This window comes from Anthropogastromicrobium aceti (genome assembly GCF_020687335.1).
Classification (GTDB): Bacteria; Bacillota; Clostridia; order Lachnospirales; family Lachnospiraceae; genus Anthropogastromicrobium; species Anthropogastromicrobium aceti.
In genome coordinates this window covers 84,077-104,754 of record NZ_JAJEQN010000004.1, presented here as the reverse complement: position 1 = coordinate 104,754, position 20,678 = coordinate 84,077, and the positions used below count along the sequence as shown (strand labels likewise).

At 42.1% G+C, this 20,678-nt stretch carries 17 protein-coding genes; 2 read left to right on the top strand and 15 right to left on the bottom strand.

The genetic code is table 11. The features are described 5' to 3' along the window. Positions 1-130: 130 nt before the first annotated feature. The 14 genes from LKD48_RS02595 to LKD48_RS02530 all read right to left on the bottom strand — a co-directional run bounded on the left by LKD48_RS02595 (position 131) and on the right by LKD48_RS02530 (position 17,503). Entirely contained in the window at positions 131-1,822 is a 1,692-nt protein-coding gene (locus tag LKD48_RS02595; RefSeq protein ID WP_118612445.1) for a MutS-related protein, read from the bottom strand. Positions 1,823-1,908: 86 nt separating this feature from the next. Next, entirely contained in the window at positions 1,909-3,384 is a 1,476-nt protein-coding gene (gene spoIVA, locus LKD48_RS02590; RefSeq protein WP_308731087.1) for a stage IV sporulation protein A, read from the bottom strand. A 106-nt stretch (positions 3,385-3,490) separates the two neighbouring features. Then, positions 3,491-4,504, bottom strand: a complete 1,014-nt coding sequence (locus tag LKD48_RS02585) for an NAD(P)H-dependent glycerol-3-phosphate dehydrogenase (protein WP_227101954.1) — start codon at positions 4,502-4,504, stop codon at positions 3,491-3,493. Positions 4,505-4,524: 20 nt separating this feature from the next. Then, positions 4,525-5,163 (bottom strand): glycerol-3-phosphate 1-O-acyltransferase PlsY, encoded by a 639-nt coding sequence (plsY, locus tag LKD48_RS02580; RefSeq protein WP_066564059.1) that lies wholly within the window; start codon positions 5,161-5,163, stop codon positions 4,525-4,527. Then, positions 5,163-6,488 (bottom strand): ribosome biogenesis GTPase Der, encoded by a 1,326-nt coding sequence (gene der, locus LKD48_RS02575; RefSeq protein WP_066564057.1) that lies wholly within the window; start codon positions 6,486-6,488, stop codon positions 5,163-5,165. The genes plsY and der overlap by 1 nt, the downstream gene beginning before the upstream one ends. Positions 6,489-6,537: 49 nt before the next feature. Continuing rightward, on the bottom strand, positions 6,538-7,890 hold the full coding sequence (locus LKD48_RS02570; protein ID WP_308731086.1) for a DUF512 domain-containing protein: 1,353 nt from the start codon (positions 7,888-7,890) through the stop codon (positions 6,538-6,540). A gap of 166 nt (positions 7,891-8,056) precedes the next feature. Next, the gene (gene glgD / locus LKD48_RS02565) at positions 8,057-9,199 is read right to left on the bottom strand and encodes a glucose-1-phosphate adenylyltransferase subunit GlgD (RefSeq protein WP_308731085.1); all 1,143 of its coding nucleotides are present in this window, start codon (positions 9,197-9,199) and stop codon (positions 8,057-8,059) included. Beyond that, the gene (locus tag LKD48_RS02560) at positions 9,193-10,401 is read right to left on the bottom strand and encodes a glucose-1-phosphate adenylyltransferase (RefSeq protein WP_066564051.1); all 1,209 of its coding nucleotides are present in this window, start codon (positions 10,399-10,401) and stop codon (positions 9,193-9,195) included. Before LKD48_RS02560 ends, glgD begins: the two co-directional genes overlap by 7 nt. Positions 10,402-10,657: 256 nt before the next feature. Further along, entirely contained in the window at positions 10,658-11,830 is a 1,173-nt protein-coding gene (locus LKD48_RS02555; protein ID WP_308731084.1) for a YhjD/YihY/BrkB family envelope integrity protein, read from the bottom strand. Next, positions 11,827-12,501, bottom strand: a complete 675-nt coding sequence (locus LKD48_RS02550; RefSeq protein WP_308731083.1) for an acyltransferase — start codon at positions 12,499-12,501, stop codon at positions 11,827-11,829. The genes LKD48_RS02555 and LKD48_RS02550 overlap by 4 nt, the downstream gene beginning before the upstream one ends. Positions 12,502-12,595: 94 nt before the next feature. Next, positions 12,596-14,632, bottom strand: a complete 2,037-nt coding sequence (locus tag LKD48_RS02545; protein ID WP_308731082.1) for a DNA topoisomerase — start codon at positions 14,630-14,632, stop codon at positions 12,596-12,598. 81 nt (positions 14,633-14,713) lie between these two features. Next, complete coding sequence (locus LKD48_RS02540) at positions 14,714-15,754, bottom strand: aldose epimerase family protein (RefSeq protein ID WP_262536198.1); 1,041 nt, start codon at positions 15,752-15,754, stop codon at positions 14,714-14,716. 36 nt (positions 15,755-15,790) lie between these two features. Next, the gene (asd, locus tag LKD48_RS02535) at positions 15,791-16,882 is read right to left on the bottom strand and encodes an aspartate-semialdehyde dehydrogenase (RefSeq protein ID WP_066564039.1); all 1,092 of its coding nucleotides are present in this window, start codon (positions 16,880-16,882) and stop codon (positions 15,791-15,793) included. Between the two features lie 72 nt (positions 16,883-16,954). Beyond that, positions 16,955-17,503, bottom strand: coding sequence for a zinc ribbon domain-containing protein (locus tag LKD48_RS02530; protein WP_308731081.1), 549 nt, complete (start codon positions 17,501-17,503; stop codon positions 16,955-16,957). Between the two features lie 188 nt (positions 17,504-17,691). Between LKD48_RS02530 and LKD48_RS02525 the strand changes: the two genes are divergently transcribed. Next, positions 17,692-18,468 (top strand): ABC transporter ATP-binding protein, encoded by a 777-nt coding sequence (locus tag LKD48_RS02525; protein ID WP_308731080.1) that lies wholly within the window; start codon positions 17,692-17,694, stop codon positions 18,466-18,468. Then, positions 18,458-19,273: an ABC transporter permease gene (locus LKD48_RS02520; protein ID WP_308731079.1), complete on the top strand. Its 816-nt coding sequence runs from the start codon at positions 18,458-18,460 to the stop codon at positions 19,271-19,273. Before LKD48_RS02525 ends, LKD48_RS02520 begins: the two co-directional genes overlap by 11 nt. On the opposite strand, the gene LKD48_RS02515 is transcribed toward LKD48_RS02520, so the two are convergent. Further along, positions 19,246-20,544 (bottom strand): M18 family aminopeptidase, encoded by a 1,299-nt coding sequence (locus tag LKD48_RS02515; RefSeq protein ID WP_308731078.1) that lies wholly within the window; start codon positions 20,542-20,544, stop codon positions 19,246-19,248. The two genes, LKD48_RS02520 and LKD48_RS02515, sit on opposite strands and share 28 nt — an antisense overlap. Between the last annotated feature and the right edge of the window lie 134 nt (positions 20,545-20,678).

Below are 20,678 nucleotides of genomic sequence, written 5' to 3'. Positions count from 1 at the left end.
ATTCATTTACTCCATACTTTTCCACAATCGTTTCCTCCAAACTAATCTGCACCTGCGGCCGTTTTTGCAGACCACAGGCAATTTTATCGCATTTATTATAGTATAAATAGAAAAATACTGCAAGACGTTTTTATTCTAAACTCCACACTCCTGTATCTAAGAAGCGCTTTGCTGTTTCGTCTGCCTTTGTGATGACATTCTCGTCGTAGCCAAGAACACCTAAAAGCTTGATTGCATTTCTTGATACGGCACGTCCCTCGTACAGACGGTAATTGAAGATGACATCGTTATCCTTGACATCTTCTTTGAAATGATAATTGCTGTACAGATGCTCTAACATATGAGTAAGCTCAATATCATGTGTTGCTGCAAAGCACATAACACCGCTGTCGGCAAAGCTCTGTAAGATACGGCTTGATGCCGCGATACGCTCTACTGTATTAGTTCCGCGAAGAACCTCATCTACAAAGCAAAGAACTGGTGTCTTGTCCTGATTTACAGCATCAAGAATACGCTTTAAGGACTTGATCTCGACAATGAAGTAGCTCTCGCTGCCCTGAATATTGTCCTTTAATGCCATTGATGAGTAAATTCTAAAGAAGCATGAACGATACTCCTTTGCAAGAGCCATACCACATGTCTGTGATAAAAGTGCGTTGATTGCAACAGTCTTTAAGAAGGTTGACTTACCAGATGCATTTGAACCTGTAAGAAGCACTGGATGATGCTCGTAAATACTATTTGCAACTGGCTCTGAAAGCAGAGGGTGATACATATCCTTTGCCTCAACAAAGCCCTCTTTTGACTCCTCTAATTCGCTCTCGCAGTAAAATGGCATAAGCTCGCGGAATGAGGCAATAGAGATATAGGCATCGAGACGGCCAATCTCGTCCATTAAAATAAGCATCTCTTTTTTGTGCTTCTGAACCTTTGCCAACAGACGATTAAACATGATCAAGTCAATTCTAAAGAACATGTTTAAATAGTCCATCATCATAGAGCCCATATTTCCGCTGAACTTGTCAGTGGAACCAAGAAACTTTGCATTTCCCTTTACTGATGAAAGGACATTTACAGCCTGCTTTAAGTTCTCTGTGTAATCTTTAAGCTCTGGCACATTCAGCTTTAACAGTCCCTGTGCACAGGACACTAAATGTACAATGGCACCAACAGACACATAATATGGTTCAATCTCTGTTTTCTTTTTGTAGTAGGTGTAGATATTGTAGATCAGCACACCTATTGCAACAAGAATACCGCTTGCCGGCTGTGCGATAATCGCAAATATTACTACAACATACAAAAACAGATGCATGTAGTTGTCAAGGTTGCTGTCAGGAAGAAGCTTTGTGATGTTGTTGACATAATCAATCAACGCAAACTTCTTTGAATGACCTACCTTGGAAAGCTCCATCTGGTAAGCTATTCTTGTCTTTTCGTTTCGCTGAAAGAAGCTTATGATGCGGTTTCTCTCCTCAAGCTCCTTCTTGCTTGTCAGCGGTGTACGCAGCAGCTTGTAAAGATAGTCGTCTCCGCTGCTGCTGCGGCACTGATTCATCATACAGAACACAGAGTCCATATCTAAGTCGTTCCATGTGATATCATCAATCGTAAACTCTTCCTTTTTTGTTGCCTGAAAATATTTGGCAATGTGCTCAAGCTCACCGTAATCATACTCTCTCTTTGGCAGATTTCCCCATGAGTTGATGATCGAGCTTAAAAAACGCTTGTTGCGGCGGCTGTTGCTGGTGACAACCTGATAGACCAGCACACCGACAACAATAACGGCAAGCCCGATATACAATAGTGTCGTTGTGTCCATAAAATTCCTTACCTTTCTGTCGGCTCATTATAAGGAGCCTTATCTTTAGTAATATACCTTTTTTTGCGCGTATCGTCAAGGTATCGTTAGATAATTATGCACACAATACCGCCATTGCTGTCGTTTATAATCTTTTTAAGCGCATCCTGAAGCTTTTGCTGGCAGCTGTCTGTCATTTGGTTTATTTTAGCGTTCATGCCGTCTTCGACGATCTGCTCAATTGATTTTCCGAAGATGTTTGTGTTCCATATTCCATCCTGCTCTTTCTGTGCCGCAGATTCTATGTAATCGACTAGATCTTTTGCCTGCTGTTCACTTCCGACTATAGGTGCAATCTCTGTCTCTACCATGCTTTGTATCATATGAATTGACGGAGCCGTTGCCTTCATTCTGACGCCATATCTGCTTCCGTGACGCACGACTATTGGCTCTGAGATATTTATCTGTTTTCTCTCTGGCGTGACAACACCGTATCCCTTTTGGGCAACTGATTCCATTGCTGACTGTACCTTTTGATACTGAGAGCGAAGTCTGGCATACTCGGCAAGAGCATCAAAAAGCTGCTTTTGTGATGTAAGCAAAAAGCCTGCACATTCACTGGCCAATGAAAAATAAAGTTCTTCCTTTAAGCTTATTTCATAGACGATCTTTCCCTGTGCAAGATTTGTCTCTTCTAGCACAAATCGGCTAATCTGCTGCGGAAGGTTTTCTTTTTCTGGTACCTTTGCATCGCGCATACAGCTGATCTGATTCATGACTTTCTGCGCAAATTCGATGACTGCTTTTTTGACAGGACTAGAAAGCTCAAGCACATCAAACCAGCCCGGCGTTTCAAAATCAACCTGACACACTGGAAATTCAAACAAGATTTTCTTCATCAGCTGACTTATATCCTCAAGATCCATCGATGCACAGTCCATTGGCACAACTGTAACCTTATACATTTCCTGCAGCTTTTTTGTAAGCTGCTTTACGGCTATTGTATAAGGTGTCTTTGTGTTTAAGACAACTACAAATGGTTTTTGATGCTTTTTAAGCTCTTCTATTGTTTTCTTCTCCGCTTCCTCATAGGCTGCTCTCTCGATTCCTGTCACACTGCCATCTGTCGTCACAACAATACCTACTGTGCTGTGTTCTTCAATTACCTTTCGCGTGCCAAGCTCTGCCGCCTGTGAAAATGGAATATCATAATCAAACCATGGTGTATGTACAAGACGCTCTTTTTCTTCTTCTGTGGCACCAAACGCGCCAGGAATCAGAAAGCCAACACAGTCAATGAGACGAATTTTCATCTCTGTCTTATCCTCTAAGAAGATTTTTGCCGCCTCTGTCGGAATAAATTTAGGCTCTGTTGTCATAATGTTCTTGCCTGATGCTGCCTGCGGAAGCTCATCTTTAGAGCGCGTTTTCGCCGGACCATCCTCCATATGTGGGATGACCATCTCCTCCATAAAACGGCGGATAAAGGTGGACTTGCCGGTACGCACCGGGCCTACAACCCCTAAGTAGATCTCTCCGTTTGTTCGCTGTCTGATATCCTTATAAATGTGAAATTCCTTCATACACGCCTCCTGACAATCATCCCCGGACAGTCCGGGCTGTTACTGTCAGTCTATGCGCATATGAAGGAATTTATTCGTTAGGAATTTATTCGTTAGGATATTATTGTTACTTATTTTCCCACAGCAAATTTTCACTCTCAATTGTTCTGTCTCTAAGCATCAGATCCTTTAATGCTTCTGCTGCTGTTTTTCCACCGAACAAAACCTGATTAGTTTCCTGCACGAGCGGCATGGAAACATTATATTTTTTGCTGAGTGCAAGGGCTGCCTTCGCAGAGTACACACCTTCTACCACCATCTGAACTTCGTCCATGGCTTCCTGCATTGTCTTTCCCTGTCCGATCAGGATGCCGGCTCTTCTGTTTCTGCTATGCATGCTTGTGCATGTGACAATCAGATCTCCGATTCCTGAAAGTCCGGAAAATGTCTCCGGCTTTCCGCCCATTGCTACACCAAGTCTTGTGATCTCTGCGATTCCTCTTGTCATAAGAGCTGCCTTTGTGTTATCACCGCAGCCAAGACCATCGCTGACACCTGCTGCAAGGGCAATGACATTTTTAAGTGCACCGCCAAGCTCAATACCTAAGATATCAGGGCTTGTATATACACGAAAGACAGATGACATAAACAAGTTTTGGATGTGCTCAGCTGTCTGTCTGTCCTTTGCTCCAGCAACAACAGTTGTCGGAATGCCGCGACTGACTTCCTCTGCATGGCTTGGGCCAGAAAGAACTGCAACATTTGCCATCGGAAGTTCTTCTTCAATCTGCTGGGACATTGTCATTAATGTTTTTTCCTCAATGCCCTTTGCTACGCTTACAATCAGCTGTCCCTCCTTTACGAAAGGATTCATCTGTTTTGCTACTCCTCTGGTAAATACCGAAGGAACTGACAAAACAAGCATCTCCTTATCAGTACATGCCTCCTGTAAATCTGCTGTAAATACAATGCTTCTCGGGATCTCAACTCCCGGAAGATTTTTGCATGTATAGCTTTCCCTTAGTGCCTCAATTTCCTTCGGCAGCGCAGACCACGCCGTTACTTCATGGCCATTCTGCGCCAGCACCATGCCAAGGGCAATGCCCCATGTTCCCGTTCCTATAATGCTGACTTTTGCCATAACACAAACCTTCCTTATATTTATTTCTTAGCACCTATTTTATTTTCAGTGCCGCTTAACAGACGCTTGATATTTGCTCTGTGGCGAATATATGCCTGAATTGTAATTAGGGCAAGCAATATAATAAACTCTGCCATATTTGCCGGCTCTACACTAAGCATACCGTTTACGCCAAAAATCACACCCATCACGAAGCAGATTGAAACAACTGTCAGTGAGCCTAATGATACGTAACGTGTCGTTCCAACAATTACACTGAATGCTGCCAGACACACAGCGGCGATACGAAGATCAAATGCTAAAATAAAGCCTGATGTACTGGAGATTCCTTTTCCGCCCTTAAAATTTAAATAGCATGGATAATTGTGTCCCAAAATAACACCAAACGCCAGATACAGCATATAGATATCTTCCATATGCTGCTGTCCGCTTGAAACAGCCCATGCCTTTACGATCAAACATGGAATAAAACATTTGCACAAATCGACAGCAAAGACGATAAGACCAGCCTTTTTGCCAAGTACTCGAAGTGAATTTGTCGCACCGGAGTTTCCACTTCCCGCCTTGCGGATATCAATTCCCTTCATTCTTCCATAAAGATAACCTGTCTGGATCATTCCCAGACAATATCCGATCACCAGCAATAATACGCGTATCATTACTTATCTTCCTTTCTCTCGCGGATAATAAAGCGAAGCGGCGTTCCTCTAAAGCCAAATGCATTGCGGATCTGGTTCTCGATATATCGTGTGTAAGAATAATGCATCAGTTTCTTATCATTTACAAAGACAACAAATGTCGGCGGCTTTACTGAAATCTGAGTCATGTAGAAGATCTTTAAGCGGCGTCCTTTATCTGACGGCGGCTGCTGCATAGCTACAGCCTCTGCTAAGATTTCATTTAACACACCAGTTGCAATACGCATAGACTGATTTTCGATGATCATATCAATCAGCTCAAAGAGCTTGTCTAATCTCTGTCCTGTCTTTGCAGAGATGAAAACAAATTCTGCATATGGCATATATGCAAGTGTCTGCTTGATCTTTTCTGTCATCTTGTAGATTGTCTTATCATCCTTTTCAACAGCATCCCACTTGTTTACTGCAATGATTACACCCTTACCGCGCTCGTGTGCGATACCTGCAATCTTTGCATCCTGCTCTGCAACGCCCTCTGCCGCATCAATTACCATAACGACGACATCGGCACGCTCTACTGCTGTAACAGTACGAATGATACTATAGCGCTCAAGATCCTCGTGAATCTTGCTCTTGCGGCGAAGACCTGCTGTATCAATAAGGATATACTCGCGGCCATTTCTCTTAAGAGGCGTATCAATGGCATCACGTGTTGTTCCTGCAATGTCAGATACAATCACACGCTTCTCGCCTACAAGACGGTTTACAATAGATGATTTTCCAACATTCGGGCGGCCTACGATAGCGATGCGCGGACGATCATCATCATCTGACTCACTGCCGTCCTTCTTAAAATGATCACTGACAGCCTCAAGAAGATCACCGACACCCTGATGGTTTGATGCAGATACAGGGATCGGATCACCGATTCCAAGGTTATAAAACTCGTATACATCTGCTTCCATCTTCTTAAAGGAATCCACCTTATTAACACAAAGAACAACTGGCTTTTGGCTGCGGCGAAGCATATCTGCTACCTTGCCGTCTGCATCGGTAAGTCCCTGTCTTACATCAACAAGGAAAATGATTACATCTGCAGTATCAATTGCGATCTGTGCCTGATCTCTCATCTGTGACAAAATTACATCACTTGAATCCGGCTCAATACCACCTGTATCAATCAGGGTAAAATTATAATTCAGCCAGCTGCAGTCCGCATAAATACGGTCTCTTGTTACACCTGGCGTATCTTTTACGATGGCGATGGAATCGCCTGCAATTACATTAAACAACGTAGACTTTCCGACATTCGGGCGGCCTACGATAGCAACTATCGGTTTACTCATATTCTTCTCGCTTTCTTACATAAATATAAATCTTCAAAAACATTCGTAATTACAGCTCATATGGAGAATGAAGCTGCTCGGTTTCTTCACTTTCTTCCATCAGCATTGCACGAATCAGTTCCTGCCCGTCTGATTTTACAATATTTATCGGAACTTGTAAAGCTTTTTCGACATCCTGCTTTGTTAGATCGTCCAAAAATACTTCTTCATTACTTCTAAACATATTCGCTGGAAGAAGAAGAACCTCTCCTAATGGCTTGCCTTTAAGCTGCTTAATTAAATCCTGTCCAGTGATCAAACCAGACACAGTAACACCATGTCCAAAGAAATCATTCAAAATCTCATAGACTGTAATGTTCACATTTGGGAACTTCTCATGAACTTTTGCCGCAATATCCTTTAAAAATGGGTATGCCAGCTTTCCTGTCGCAAGAGACAATGTATGGACACGCTCATCACCGCTTAACGCTTCTAATGTATAATCTGTTTCTTCTATTAAAAGACGCAGCATACCAACACCATTTTCAAGTTGCACATAGCCGTCATAAACTTCTTCCGGCGGCAGAGGACGGTTTGCAAGCAGATAAAACTCATCACTTGCATGAACAAAATGTGTGCCAAAACGTTCATACATTTCATTTTGAAAACGGCCAATAATATCAAGGGCATTTTCTGCATCCTCTTTTGTAAGCGGCTCTAACGGATACAAGCCTTCACGATATTTACTTAAACCAACTGGAACTACTGACATACTCTGCATCTGCGGATATAATCCTGCAAGATCGCGAATTGAACGCTCTAGCTCGGCACCGTCATTTACTCCCTTGCACAAAACGATCTGACCGTTCATCTCAATATCTGCATCACGAAGACGATTCAGCGTTTCCATGATCTTCCCTGCAAAACGATTGTGAAGCATCTTTACGCGAAGCTCTGGATTTGTCGTCTGAACTGAAATATTGATAGGTGACAGATGATATTTTATAATACGTGAAAGATCATGCTCTTTCATGTTTGTCAATGTAATATAATTTCCCTGAAGAAATGAAAGTCTTGCATCATCATCTTTAAAATAAAGCGTATCGCGCATTCCCGGCGGCATCTGGTCAATAAAGCAGAAGATACACTTATTTGTACAGGAACGATAATCTGACATAAGACCGCTCTCAAACTCGATGCCAAGGTCTTCGTAAAAGTCCTTATCGAACTCCCACTCCACCTCTGAGCCGTCCTTTTTCTGGACAACCATATCTATTTCTTCATTTTGAATATAAAAACGATAATCAAGGACATCCTCGATATCCTGACCATTAATCTGCAGGATCTTATCACCTGGCTCTAGCTCTAGCTCCTCTGCAATTGAGCCCGGCGCCACCGATTTGATCTGATGGGCATGTTTCATAAAATTAACCTCCCGGCCCGCAGGCCTGTATCTATAAGCTGTCAAGTAAAAAACAGCAGATTTCTCCATATTCTACTATCATACCAAAATTCAAAAGATCCTACAAGAGTTTTATTAAAAAAAGAGGAGCGTCAAAATGACCACCCCTCTTTTGTAATATTTTTCATCAAATCTTCTGGAACTTAGCGGCATATACCGGGAAGGTATTTGTGCCCTTGATTTCCTTATCGGCAGAGATGGTTACATTCTTATCTGTGATAACATACTCAAGATCACAGCCTTCACCAACTACGGTATCCTGCATCAGCACGCAGTTTCTTACCTTTGCGCCCTTTGCAATCTTAACACCTCTAAAGAGTATACTATTCTCTACCTCTCCCTCGATGATACAGCCATCGGCAGCCATCACGTTCTTTACCTTAGAACCGTTGATGTAGCGTGTCGGGTTATCATCACGAATCTTTGTGTAGATCGGATTTGGTGCAAACAGTGCATCAAGATTTTCATCCTCAAGAAGCTTCATGTTCTCATCGAAGTAGCTCTTCATATCGGTGATTCTTGCAAGGTAGCCGTCAAAACGATATGCCTTTACATTCAGCTTATCGAGTCTATGTGCAAGAATATCACGCTCAAAGTAAACATATCCGCGAACAAATGCAGTATGTACTAAATCAATCAGAAGCTCTCTCTTTAAGATGTAGATATTCATAGAAAGCTTCTGTGGACCAGACTCTTCGGAGTTTACATAAATCTTCTTTACTCTATCTCCTTCAAGTGCAAGTGTATAGAAGAAATCTTCCTTCATGATATCTAAATTCTTCAGACTGTCTGCTAATTCCTCTTCCTTATATGCAACTGTTACATCAGCACCACTCTCAATATGAGCCTGCAGCATTGCACTGAAATCAAAATTAACTGCAATATTGGCATCTGACATTACAACATACTCTTCCTTCTGGTCACGCAGAAGTTCAAGAATGCTGGCAAGTGCCTGAACACGTCCGTTATACATCTTTACAGTCTTCTCTGCAAATGGAGGAATAATTGTCAAACCACCATTTTTACGGGTAAGATCCCACTCACGTCCCGAACCAAGATGATCCATCAAGGAATGATAATTATTGCGGACAATAATGGAAATATTATCAATTCCGCTGCTTACCATGCTTGAAAGGATAAAGTCGATCATACGATAACGTCCTGCAAAGGGAATGGAAGCCATAAGACGCTCTGTTACCAGCTCCGGAACCATATTATCATAACTGTTCGGGAAGATAATTCCCAGCGCATTTACATTTGATTTTACCATTGTTCTTCACCACCCTTTACATTCTCGCTGACCATTGCGTTTGGACCAATCTTTGCATTGTCTCCAATATAAACACCTGCACCGACTGTCGCAACGCCCTTGCCGCCCTCTGAGAGCGCCTCGCCTACAACTGCATTCTCGCCAATTACAACATTCTCAGCGATAATACAATGTCTTACCTGTGCACCTGCCTTGATTACAGTGCCACCCATGACAACTGCATCCTCAACAACTGCACCCGGCTCTACAGAAACACCTGCAAATAAAATGGAGTGCTTTACTTTACCATGGATACGGCATCCATCGGTAATCATGGAGTTTTGCACTTCTGCATCTGCACCAATGCGATGACCTGTCATACCGCTGTTTCGGCTATAAATCTTCCAGTTTTCATCAAACAGATTGATACCGCTGTGCTCAGGATCAAGAACCTCCATATTTGCTTCCCACAAGGAAGAAATAGTTCCAACATCCTTCCAATATCCATCAAAACGATATGCATACATATTACGTCCGTCACGAAGAAGGTTTGGAATAATGTTGTTTCCGAAGTCATTTTGAGAATTTGGATCTGCCTCATCCTCAATAAGATACTTCTTTAAGATATCCCAGTTGAAAATGTAAATACCCATGGAAGCCAGATTTGACTTTGGATTCTTTGGCTTCTCCTGGAACTCTGTAATACGAGAATCCTCGTCAGCCACCATCAGGCCGAAACGAGATGCCTCATCCCACGGAACCTCCATAACTGCCACACTGAACTCTGCGCCCTTTTCCTTATGGAAACGAAGGAAATCACTGTAGTCCTGCTTGCAGATCTGATCACCTGAAAGGATAATTACGTACTGTGGATTATAACGCTCTATAAAGGAAATATTCTGATAAATCGCATTTGCGGTTCCCTTATACCAGTCAGAGCCGGACGCCTGCTGATACGGCGGAAGAACATGAACGCCGCCATGCAGACGGTCAAGATCCCAAGGCTGTCCGTTTCCAATATATTCGTTTAATACCAACGGCTGATACTGTGTGAGAATACCGACGGTATCAATACCTGAATTCACACAATTTGATAACGGGAAATCGATAATACGATATTTTCCGCCGAAAGGTACTGCTGGTTTTGCAAGCTTCTGTGTCAGTGCGTACAGACGTGATCCCTGTCCACCGGCAAGCAGCATTGCAATCATTTCTTTTGCCATGATTAAAATCCCCTCTTTCACTTAGCATACATCTAAATTATACCACGCTTTTCAAAAAAAGCGATGGTTTTTTGTTCAAAAATACTCATTTTATTTTGTTACTTTTCAACAAATTCGCATTTTGTCCTATACTTTATCATATTTGCTTTTTATTTTTGTGAAAATAAGGTAGAAATTGCGCAAAAAGAAGTTGAAATTCGGTTGACAAAAATAAAAAAGCACTCACGCAAATGTTTACATGAGTGCAATCTTTTGCTTATTCTATTTTCTCCGACAAATCTGGCTGCTCTTGTATTTCTTCCGATGCTGCCAGTTGCGGTTCTTCTAGTATTTCTGCCACTTCTGGCTGTGGCTCTTCTAGTATTTCTGCCACTTCTTGCTGTGGCTCCTCTAGTATTTCTGCCACTTCTGGCTCTTTTTGTTCCCACTCTTTAGTGTTTTCTTCCTCGTCCACCACTTCCGGTTCTAATATCTCTGTCTCTGACTTAGCATGCATGAAATATTCCTGAATATCAATCTGCTTTTCTGTCAGCAAATATAACTTATAGTAATAACGATTGTTATACAAGAAGTTGATTTCGCCGCCAATAAGCACAATATTCATGCAGACATACATCCATACTAAAAACACGATAATTAACGCAAGGCTTCCATACATAAAGGCAAGATTCTTACTGTTGCGTATATATGTGGCGTAGATCGCTGAAAAGCTGTACCATCCAATAGTTGCTGCGATTGCACCAGGCATCTGCTTTCTATAAGGCAGACGCTTTTGCGGGAAAATGTTGTAAACGGCAAGAAAGAAAAGAATCATGCCGCCAATCGCAATGCCATTTTGCAAAATGGTAATCAAAACAGTCCAGTTTTCAAGTTCCGGCCATACCGAAACTAAAAACACACGAAACTTGCTTCCATATACAAGAAATGCCATTACAAGAAGCATTATCACTAGAAATATGCCCGTATATACAAGGCACAATGCCCTGTGTACAAACCAATTTCGCTGTTCCTCTCTTTTATAGACGCGGTTTAGTCCCTTAACTAAAAATGAGATTCCCGTTGATGACGACCACAATGCCATGATAATTGTGATCGACAACGCTGATACGCTAAGCGATTTCTCATACAAATCAGACACAATTCCTGTTACAAGCTCAAGCATTTCTTCTGGAAGAACAGAGGATACTATCTTTAGAAGCACCTCTGGCGACAGCATCATGCGTGACATAAGCCAAAGCAAAATCATCAGCATTGGAAACAATGACATAACCATAAACAATGTAATAGTTGCAGCATTTGTCATGACCTGATCGTCATCGTACAGCTTTTTTGCAAATCCGATAGGATTTAAAATAGACTGAATGATACCTGTCTTTTTCTTTACTTTAGGTGTATGTTCTTCTTTTTTCTTTTTCCGAAGATGAATCACTCCTCCACCTGCTTTATCACTACTTCACCGGCGTGCTTATAGATACTTCCGGCGGGAACGATTCCTCTGACTGAGGAAAGTGGATAGATATTGCTGTTTGATCCGATAACAGTTCCCGGATTAAGAACGCTTCCACAGCCAACCTCTACATTGTCGCCGAGCATTGCACCGAATTTCTTTAATCCTGTCTCGATCGCTTCATCTTCTGATTTTACAACAACAAGCTTTTTATCAGACTTAACATTTGATGTAATGGAGCCTGCACCCATATGAGACTTATATCCCAAAATGGAATCACCTACATAATTGTAATGAGGAACCTGTACATTATTGAACAAAATTACATTCTTTAATTCTGTTGAATTGCCAACTACACAATGCTTTCCAACGAGTGCATTTCCACGGATAAAAGCACAATGACGAACTTCTGTATCCTCGTCAATAATACATGGTCCTGTAATAGATGCCGTTTTTGCAACTACAGCTGACTTTGCTACCCATACATTCTTCTCAATCTCATCAAACTTATCCTTCGGAAGTGTCGGGCCAAGTGTTAAGATAAAATCCTTAATCTTCGGAAGGATTTCCCACGGATAGCAGTCATCCTTAAAAAGCTCCTTTGCGATTGTCTCTTCTGTGTTATAAAGTGCAGATACTTTAATTGAATCCATCTTTTTACCATACCTTTCCGTAGTCTGCGTTTTTTGCAGGCTGCCTGTCATCATTAGTTTACTTTATATTTTGCTTTTGTGCAACCATGTTTTTTTAAGACTTGCGCGAAGTCTCATAAAAAGCCTCAAAGCCTGCAAAGTTTCCGCGGATTGCTCCCGGATTTGTTACCTGCTTAACTCCCTGTGTTCTTCTAGCAACAAAATTTTGCAGCTTATCCATATATTCCTGTGATGTGATTGTACCCTCTGAAACATAAGTCAGTCCCTTTTCCCAGCTAGCTGTCAGCTCAGGATTTAAAAGCTGCCTGATAGACACAGCTACTACTTCATATATGGCTTCTCCAAGCTTTTGCGGCTTTATGATCTGTGTCTTTGCATTTAGAGACAAATATCCATTTGATACAAGTTTTTTTAAAATCTCTGCACGCGTAGCACTTGTTCCAATGCCGCTTCCCTTAATCTGCGCGCGAAGCTCATCATCTTCAATAAGCTGGCCTGCATTTTCCATGGCCAGAATCAGTGAACCTGAGTTATAGCGCTTAGGCGGTGATGTCTCACCCTCCTTTACAGCATATGATGTTTCTTCAAAGAGCATACCCTTTTTTAAGCCTGACAAAATGCGGCTTAAAAATGAAGTTTCATCAACAGCAAATTCTTCCTCGCCTTCTTTTTGTGCTGTACTTTCCTGTGGCATGCCTGTTACCTTTAAATAGCCCGGATCCTCCAGCATACGATATGATGTAAAAAAGTGCTCCGTCTTTACCTGAAATTCAAGTGCGTATTTTTTATAGACAGCCGGCCCATAAAAAATGCTGAGAAAACGGCGGCAGATTACCTCATATACGCCCTTTGCCACGCCTGACAGACGCTCATATGCACCAAGACCTTGTCCCGTTGGGATAATGGCATAGTGATCTGTGATCTGCTTATCGTTTGTGTAGCGTGTCTTTGCGATTGTTTTCCATGCATCCTGTGACAAGATTTCCTGTGCAAAACTGCCCATAGGTGCAAAATTACTTAAGCCGCGAATATTTTTTGAAATTTCTTTTGCCACTGCAGTAGAAAGCACACGCGCATCTGTTCTTGGATATGTGACCATCTTCTTCTCATATAATTCCTGAACGATTTTAAGTGTCTCATCAGGACTTATCTTAAATCGTCTTGAACATGTATTTTGAAGCTCGGCAAGATTAAATAAAAGCGGTGGCTGCTTCTGCTCTTTTTTCTTCTCAATTTTAATTAAAGTACAGTCAGGCTTTTTTTCTTCTGGATTAAGAGGTGCCTCCAGATAACTTATAAGCTCCTGTGCCGTCTCTCTCTTTAAAAAGCCATTTTCCTTATAAAGCTTTGGCGACTGAAAATACTTTGAGCCTTCCACACTTCGCCACTCAGCCTCCATAGTTCCCTTATTTTCCTCCTGCGCCACAGGAAGTGATATAATCACACGGTAAAATGGTGTCTTTACGAAGCTTCGTATTTCACGTTCTCTTCGCACAACCATGCCTAGTACGCATGTCATTACACGTCCTACTGAGATGACAGACCACTTTGTATTCATAAAGGAAGCAACAGCAGGACCAAATTTCAGCGTCAGTGCTCTGGAAAAATTGATGCCCATAAGATAATCTTCCTTCGCTCTTAAATAAGCAGAATCGCTCAGATGATCATAAAAGCTCCAATCCTTTGCCTCACGTATTCCTCTTAAAATTTCTTCTTCTGTCTGAGAATCAATCCACACTCTCAGCCTCTTTTTGTTCTTGACGCCGGCCATCTGATCTACCAGACGATAAATATATTCACCTTCACGTCCAGAGTCGGTACAAATATAAATAGTATCTACATCTGCACGGTTTAATAATCCCTTTACAATGGCAAATTGTTTTTTGACAGAGCCAATCACCTCATATTTCCATTCCTCTGGGAAAAATGGAATTGTATTAAGGCTCCACTTTTTGAGTGCAGGATCATAGACCTCTGGATAAGACATCGTGATCAAATGACCAACACACCAAGTCACCACATACTGGTCAGACTCTAAATAGCCGTCCTTTCGTCCGCCATTTACCTTAAGCGCCTTTGCAAATTCTGCTGCAACGCTCGGCTTCTCAGCGATAAACAATTGTTTCCCCATGAAAAAACCTTTCTACATTTACTTTTTTCCTTAAAACGCAAACAAGAGGCAGTAGTTTTTGCTGCTGCCTCCTCCTTGCCGTTATACCGTATGGAAACGATATTCTGTAACAGTTGTAAACTTTGTATTTGCCTTTAATACACAGCTCTTGAAATTCTCATGATGAATGGAATCCGGGAAAAACTGTGTCTCAAAGCATGCACCGCAGAATGGCTTATATGAGCTTTTATTTTTTCCGCATTCAATTGTTGTTCCGTTTGCAGTATATACCTGCATACCTGGCATATCGGTGTAAACATCCATCACGATACCGCTCTTTGCACCTGTCATAGATGCAACCTTTGCAAACTTGCCATCTGTCTTTAAGACATAGTTATGGTCATAGCCGCCGCCATTTTTTATCTGCTCATCATCTGCATGAATATCCTGTCCGATGGTTTTTTCTGTTCTAAAATCAAATGGTGTTCCTGTAACATCTCTATACTCACCTGTCGGGATCAGAGTTGCATCAGATGGTGTAAACTGATCAGCATCAATCCATACCTTCTGTGACAAAACATCACCACTGTCATGACCATCCATGTTAAAATAGCTGTGATTTGTCAGATTTGCAAGTGTGTCCTTATCGCTCTCCATATCATATTTAAGAGAAAGACCATTCTCATCACTTAGCGTATAGGTAACTGTAACTGTAAAGTTACCCGGATAATTCTGATCACCATCTGGGCTATGAAGTGTAAAGGCAACTGAGTTTTCTCCAATCTTTGCATCCCACAGACGCTTATAGTAGCTTCCCGGGTTGCTGTGAAGATTGTTAGGACCATTATTAGCCTCAAGCTTATAAGTAACTCCATTTAAAGTGTACGTTGCATTTGCAATACGGTTTGCATGACGGCCTACGACAGCGCCAAGACTTCCGTTATTCTCCAGATAAAGCTTTGGATCACCAAATCCTAATACAACATCTACCAGATTTCCATTTTTATCTGGTACAAGAAGACTCTCAATAACAGCACCGATATCAAGCAAAACTGCCTTCATTCCTGATTTGTTTGTGAGTGTGTAGGAAGAAATCTCCTTCTGATCGGCTGTATAGCCATAAAACTTTTTTTCAACAGACATTTTTATCCCCTTTCTGTCATCATTTATATTTTACGCTTATGCGTTCTTTGGTGTGATATAGCCCTTTGCAGTTAAAAGCTCTGCACTCAAAACTGCACCGCCTGCTGCACCACGCAGTGTATTGTGGGAAAGACCAACAAACTTATAGTCAAATGCAGTATCTTCTCTCAGACGGCCTAATGAGATGCCCATTCCATGCTCATAGTCACGATCTAAGTGTACCTGCGGACGATTGTCCTCCTCCATGTAGCGGATGAACTGCTTTGGTGCGCTTGGAAGATTTAACTTCTGCGGCTCGCCGCTGAAATTGTTCCAACGATCAATGATCTCTTCCTTTGTTGGCTTCTTCTTAAAGTTTACAAATACTGCTGCTGTATGACCATCCTCAACTGGTACACGGATGCACTGTGTTGTGATCAGCGGTCCCTCTGCCTTCTTGATCACACCATCCTCAATCTTGCCCCAGATACGAAGCGGCTCCTGCTCACTCTTTTCTTCCTCACCTGCAATGTAAGGAATTACGTTGTCGATCATCTCCGGCCAATCCTTGAAGGTCTTTCCTGCTCCGGAAATTGCCTGATATGTAGTTGCAACAACAAGTGTTGGCTCAAACTCGCGCAGTGCGTGAAGTGCCGGTGTATAGCTCTGGATTGAGCAGTTTGGCTTTACTGCGATAAATCCTCTCTTGGTGCCAAGACGCTTTCTCTGATAAGGAATGATTTCTGCATGCTCTGGATTTAACTCCGGAACCATCATCGGAACATCTGGTGTCCAGCGATGTGCGCTGTTATTAGATACAACCGGAACCTCTGCCTTTGCATAAGCTTCCTCAATTGCACGGATCTCATCCTTTGACATGTCAACTGCACTAAATACAAAATCTACCTGTGCAGCAACTTCTTCTACCTGATTAACATTTAACACAACAAGCTTCTTTGCTGCCTCAGGCATCGGTGTCTTCATCTTCCAGCGTCCGCCTACTGCCTCCTCATAGGTTTTTCCTGCAGATCTTGGACTTGCTGCTACTGCAACAAGCTCAAACCACGGATGGTTCTCCAAAAGTGTTACAAAACGCTGTCCTACCATTCCTGTCGCACCAAGTACGCCTACCTTTAATTTCTGCTCCATCTGTGCACCTCTCTCTGTTTTTGTTTTTCATAACTCTTTATATGTAAGGGCTATTTGCCTACATATCGTATATTACTGCTGTGTATCTGTCGGCCCAGATTCAGTTTGCTCATCATCTTTTTCTGATGACTCCTCACTGTCAACACGAGCACCGCAATTAGTACAAAATACATCCTCCTCATCAACTGCAGCACCACACTCAGGACAAACCTTCTGTGTCGGCTGCGGTTCTGGCTCTGGCTGTGGTCTTTCTATTTTTGTTCCGCAGTTAGGACAAAACAGCACATCTTTTGAAATGGTTGCGCCGCAGCTTGGACAGGTATTCTCATTTTTGATATCCCTAATCTGCTGCTCACACTTAGCAATCTTTTCCATAGCATCAGCAATGATCTGAAACTGATTTGCCATATCATTCTCCACATCATCCTTGTGAAGCTCATAGTATCTTTCTCCAATTGCCATGTATGTATTTTTCATCTGATTTTTTGCTTCATTTACCTGAGCATTCAAACGAGAAATGGCCTGCTGCTCTTCGAGCTTGCCCTTGATATCTTTCGTCATCTCCTGGGCTTTGTTTCCAAAATCCTTTGTTACCTTTGAAAATTGATCAAAAATAGACATCGTATCCTCCTTCAACACTTTAATTTAGTATCATAAAGTATAGCACTTGCTTTTTCTTTCGTCAATGACTCATTTTTCAAAATGGTATCATATCCTATATTGGGGGTCGTGTTCACGGATTTTCTTATACAAAATGCACTTTTTCCGTGAAGATATATGCCCTTAAGCTTCATTAAAAGGAGGCAACTATGGAACCAATGCTTGATGTTAGCAATCTTTCCTTTGATTATCTTTCTGCATCATCTTGCTTACCTGTAATCGACAATATCTCGTTTCAGGCTTTTGAAGGCGATTTCATATCGATTGTCGGACCGTCCGGCTGCGGAAAATCAACGCTTCTTGATATTATCGCCGGTCTGATGCCGTCATCTGCCGGACAGGTTTTCTTTTTAGGCGAGCCTGTCATAAAACCGAGAAAGGAAATTGGATATATGCTGCAGAGAGATCAGCTTTTTGAGTGGAGAAGCATTCTTCGCAACACACTTCTTGGCCCTGAAATACAGCATTCCTCCCATAAAGATAAAAGGAAAACACGAAAAACCGCTTCTGAAATGCTTACTCGCTATGATCTTGGCGGCTTTTTGGGTGCAAAGCCTTCTGAATTATCCGGCGGCATGCGCCAGAGAGCTGCTCTTATTCGCACACTGATCATGGAGCCCACGCTTTTACTTCTTGATGAGCCATTTTCAGCACTTGATTACCAGACAAGGCTCACTGTCTGCAATGACATTTGTGAGATTATCCGCACGAACAAGAAAACTGCCATTTTGGTCACACACGATCTGGCAGAGGCTGTCAGTACAGGAAACAGAGTGCTTGTTTTAGGGAAAAGGCCTTCAACAATTAAAATGGAGCTCGTATTTGATCCTGATTTTACTGCACTCTCGCCACTCGCCCGCAGGAACCATCCATTATTCAATCCATATTTTCAAAAGCTTTGGGAGGCATTTGCCCATGAAAAATGAAGAATTGATGCGTCTGCTTGCCAGACGACAAAAAAGAAACCGCAAGCTTTTAACTGCCGGACGGTTTCTGATTGGGATTTTGTTTTTTGCCATCTGGGAACTTTGCGCCCGATTTGGCATTATAAATGATTTTATTTTCAGCAGTCCGTCACGCGTCATACGCACAATACAAAGCTTTGCAGCAAATAATACACTGTGGCTTCATGTTTCTGTTACACTAAAAGAAACAGCACTCAGCTTTTTTATGACTATGGTCATAAGCCTTTTTACCGCTCTTTTATTCTGGCGCTTTCGCTGGATCTACAAGCTATTTGAACCGTATCTGATTCTGTTAAACAGCCTGCCAAAATCAGCACTTGCACCACTTTTAATTGTGTGGCTTGGCAATAAACCGCGCACCATCATTGTTGTCGCAGTTTCTCTCGCCGTATTTGGCGCAATATTAACGCTTTACCACGCATTTGAATCTGTTGACCCAGAAAAGATAAAGCTAATACAAACGCTAAACGGCACAAAAATGCACATCGTCACAAAGGTCTTGCTTCCCAGCACCGTGCTCGTCTTTATCAACAACATGAAGGTCAACATTGGCCTTTGTCTTGTCGGTGTGATAATAGGTGAGTTTTTAGCAGCCCGCGCAGGTCTTGGCTACCTAATAATTTATGGCAGCCAGACCTTTAAAATGGACTATGTAGTTACATCCATAGTAATTTTATGTACGGCAGCTATTGTGCTGTATGCACTTCTTACATGGGCTGAATCTGCTTACAATCGCTATTATTTAAAGAATGCCTCAGCAAACTGATCCATTGCAAGCTGACTAGAACGAGCCATAAGCTCACGGCTAGAATGCATTGCCAGAATCGGTACGCCAAGATCTACTGTCATTGCCGGAATTGAAGTACTTAAGATACTTCCAAGTGTTCCGCCGCCAACAGCATCTCCATGATTAACAAACTTTGTATGAGCGATCTTCTCTGCACGGCAGATTCCCTCTACAATTGATACTGCATTAGTATCTGTTGCATATCTCTGGTTGTAGTTCATCTTGATAACAACACCACCCTCCATTGGAATCGGATTGGTCGGATCGTTCTTCTCTGGATGATTCGGATGCATAGCATGAGCTACATCCAGTGATGCTGTCAGGCTGTGAAGCATTACGTCGATGAATGCTGTGCGGCTCTTGTCTGTATCTGGTGTATTCAGATAAATCTTCTCTAAAATGGAAGACAAGATTACTGAGCCTGCACCCTGCTTTGAGCTTGAACCACACTCTTCGTTATCAAACAATACAACAAGATTACAGATATCAGAAAGTGCCTCTGTATCCATGATTGCATTTAAGCATGACTGGCAGGAGGTCAAATTATCAAGTCTTGGCGCTGATAAAAACTCATCATCAAAGCCTGTAATTGATGGCTCCTCACCATTACATAAAAACAGTTCATAATCAAGAATGCTGTCTGCCTCAATGCCAAGCTCTGCAGCGATCTTTCCAAGAAGCCATCCCTGTGTATTTTCCTTTGCTCCTATTAAAGAGACAATCGGCTCAAGATCAGTCTGAACCTTTAACTCAACACCCTTATTTACTTCTCTGTTCATATGAATTGCCAGATTCGGGATTACGGCAACTGGCTTTTTAGAATTGTACAGAATGGTCTGCGGATTAAACGGATCATCTGTTGCCACACATACACGTCCTGCAATTGTCAGCGGACGATCAAGCCATGTATTTAAGATCGGACCACCATAGCGCTCTACATTTAAAGTGATGCAGTCAGATTTCTTTCTTTCCGGATTTGGCTTAATCATAAAGCACGGATTGTCGATGTGGGATGTGATAATACGAAATCCCTTAAAGCCAGACTGCGGCACACGAAATGCAGCAAGTGAACGATCATAAATTGACACATAATATGCCTTTCCAGGCTCAAGCGCTGCAGACTCTGCAAGTGAAATGCGCTCAAAACCTGCCTTTTCAAGCTGACTGATAGCCTCCTTCATTGTATGATACGGTGACTGGGAGTGGCGGATCAGCTCAACCAGACGATTTGTGGATTCCTGTAATTCCATAACTTTTCCTTTCTGACAGGGTTTATAAATAGCCCTGTTCTGCAATTGCAATTAATGTCGCGATGCTTCTCGTATCATACCATAAAAAAGGGAGGTTGTCACCCTCCCTTTTTCTTTGCGGCTAGTTTAAAAAA

What these genes read in the sequence shown, in the direction of transcription:
- LKD48_RS02530 (WP_308731081.1), bottom strand. Translation starts at nt 17,503, where the DNA reads ATGTCTATTTTTGATCAATTTTCAAAGGTAACAAAGGATTTTGGAAAC.
- LKD48_RS02515 (WP_308731078.1), bottom strand. Translation starts at nt 20,544, where the DNA reads ATGGAATTACAGGAATCCACAAATCGTCTGGTTGAGCTGATCCGCCAC.
- glgD (WP_308731085.1), bottom strand. Translation starts at nt 9,199, where the DNA reads ATGGTAAAATCAAATGTAAATGCGCTGGGAATTATCTTCCCGAACAGT.
- spoIVA (WP_308731087.1), bottom strand. Translation starts at nt 3,384, where the DNA reads ATGAAGGAATTTCACATTTATAAGGATATCAGACAGCGAACAAACGGA.
- LKD48_RS02585 (WP_227101954.1), bottom strand. Translation starts at nt 4,504, where the DNA reads ATGGCAAAAGTCAGCATTATAGGAACGGGAACATGGGGCATTGCCCTT.
- LKD48_RS02595 (WP_118612445.1), bottom strand. Translation starts at nt 1,822, where the DNA reads ATGGACACAACGACACTATTGTATATCGGGCTTGCCGTTATTGTTGTC.
- asd (WP_066564039.1), bottom strand. Translation starts at nt 16,882, where the DNA reads ATGGAGCAGAAATTAAAGGTAGGCGTACTTGGTGCGACAGGAATGGTA.
- LKD48_RS02545 (WP_308731082.1), bottom strand. Translation starts at nt 14,632, where the DNA reads ATGGGGAAACAATTGTTTATCGCTGAGAAGCCGAGCGTTGCAGCAGAA.
- LKD48_RS02525 (WP_308731080.1), top strand. Translation starts at nt 17,692, where the DNA reads ATGGAACCAATGCTTGATGTTAGCAATCTTTCCTTTGATTATCTTTCT.
- LKD48_RS02520 (WP_308731079.1), top strand. Translation starts at nt 18,458, where the DNA reads ATGAAAAATGAAGAATTGATGCGTCTGCTTGCCAGACGACAAAAAAGA.
- der (WP_066564057.1), bottom strand. Translation starts at nt 6,488, where the DNA reads ATGAGTAAACCGATAGTTGCTATCGTAGGCCGCCCGAATGTCGGAAAG.
- LKD48_RS02540 (WP_262536198.1), bottom strand. Translation starts at nt 15,754, where the DNA reads ATGTCTGTTGAAAAAAAGTTTTATGGCTATACAGCCGATCAGAAGGAG.
- LKD48_RS02570 (WP_308731086.1), bottom strand. Translation starts at nt 7,890, where the DNA reads ATGAAACATGCCCATCAGATCAAATCGGTGGCGCCGGGCTCAATTGCA.
- LKD48_RS02550 (WP_308731083.1), bottom strand. Translation starts at nt 12,501, where the DNA reads ATGGATTCAATTAAAGTATCTGCACTTTATAACACAGAAGAGACAATC.
- plsY (WP_066564059.1), bottom strand. Translation starts at nt 5,163, where the DNA reads ATGATACGCGTATTATTGCTGGTGATCGGATATTGTCTGGGAATGATC.
- LKD48_RS02560 (WP_066564051.1), bottom strand. Translation starts at nt 10,401, where the DNA reads ATGGCAAAAGAAATGATTGCAATGCTGCTTGCCGGTGGACAGGGATCA.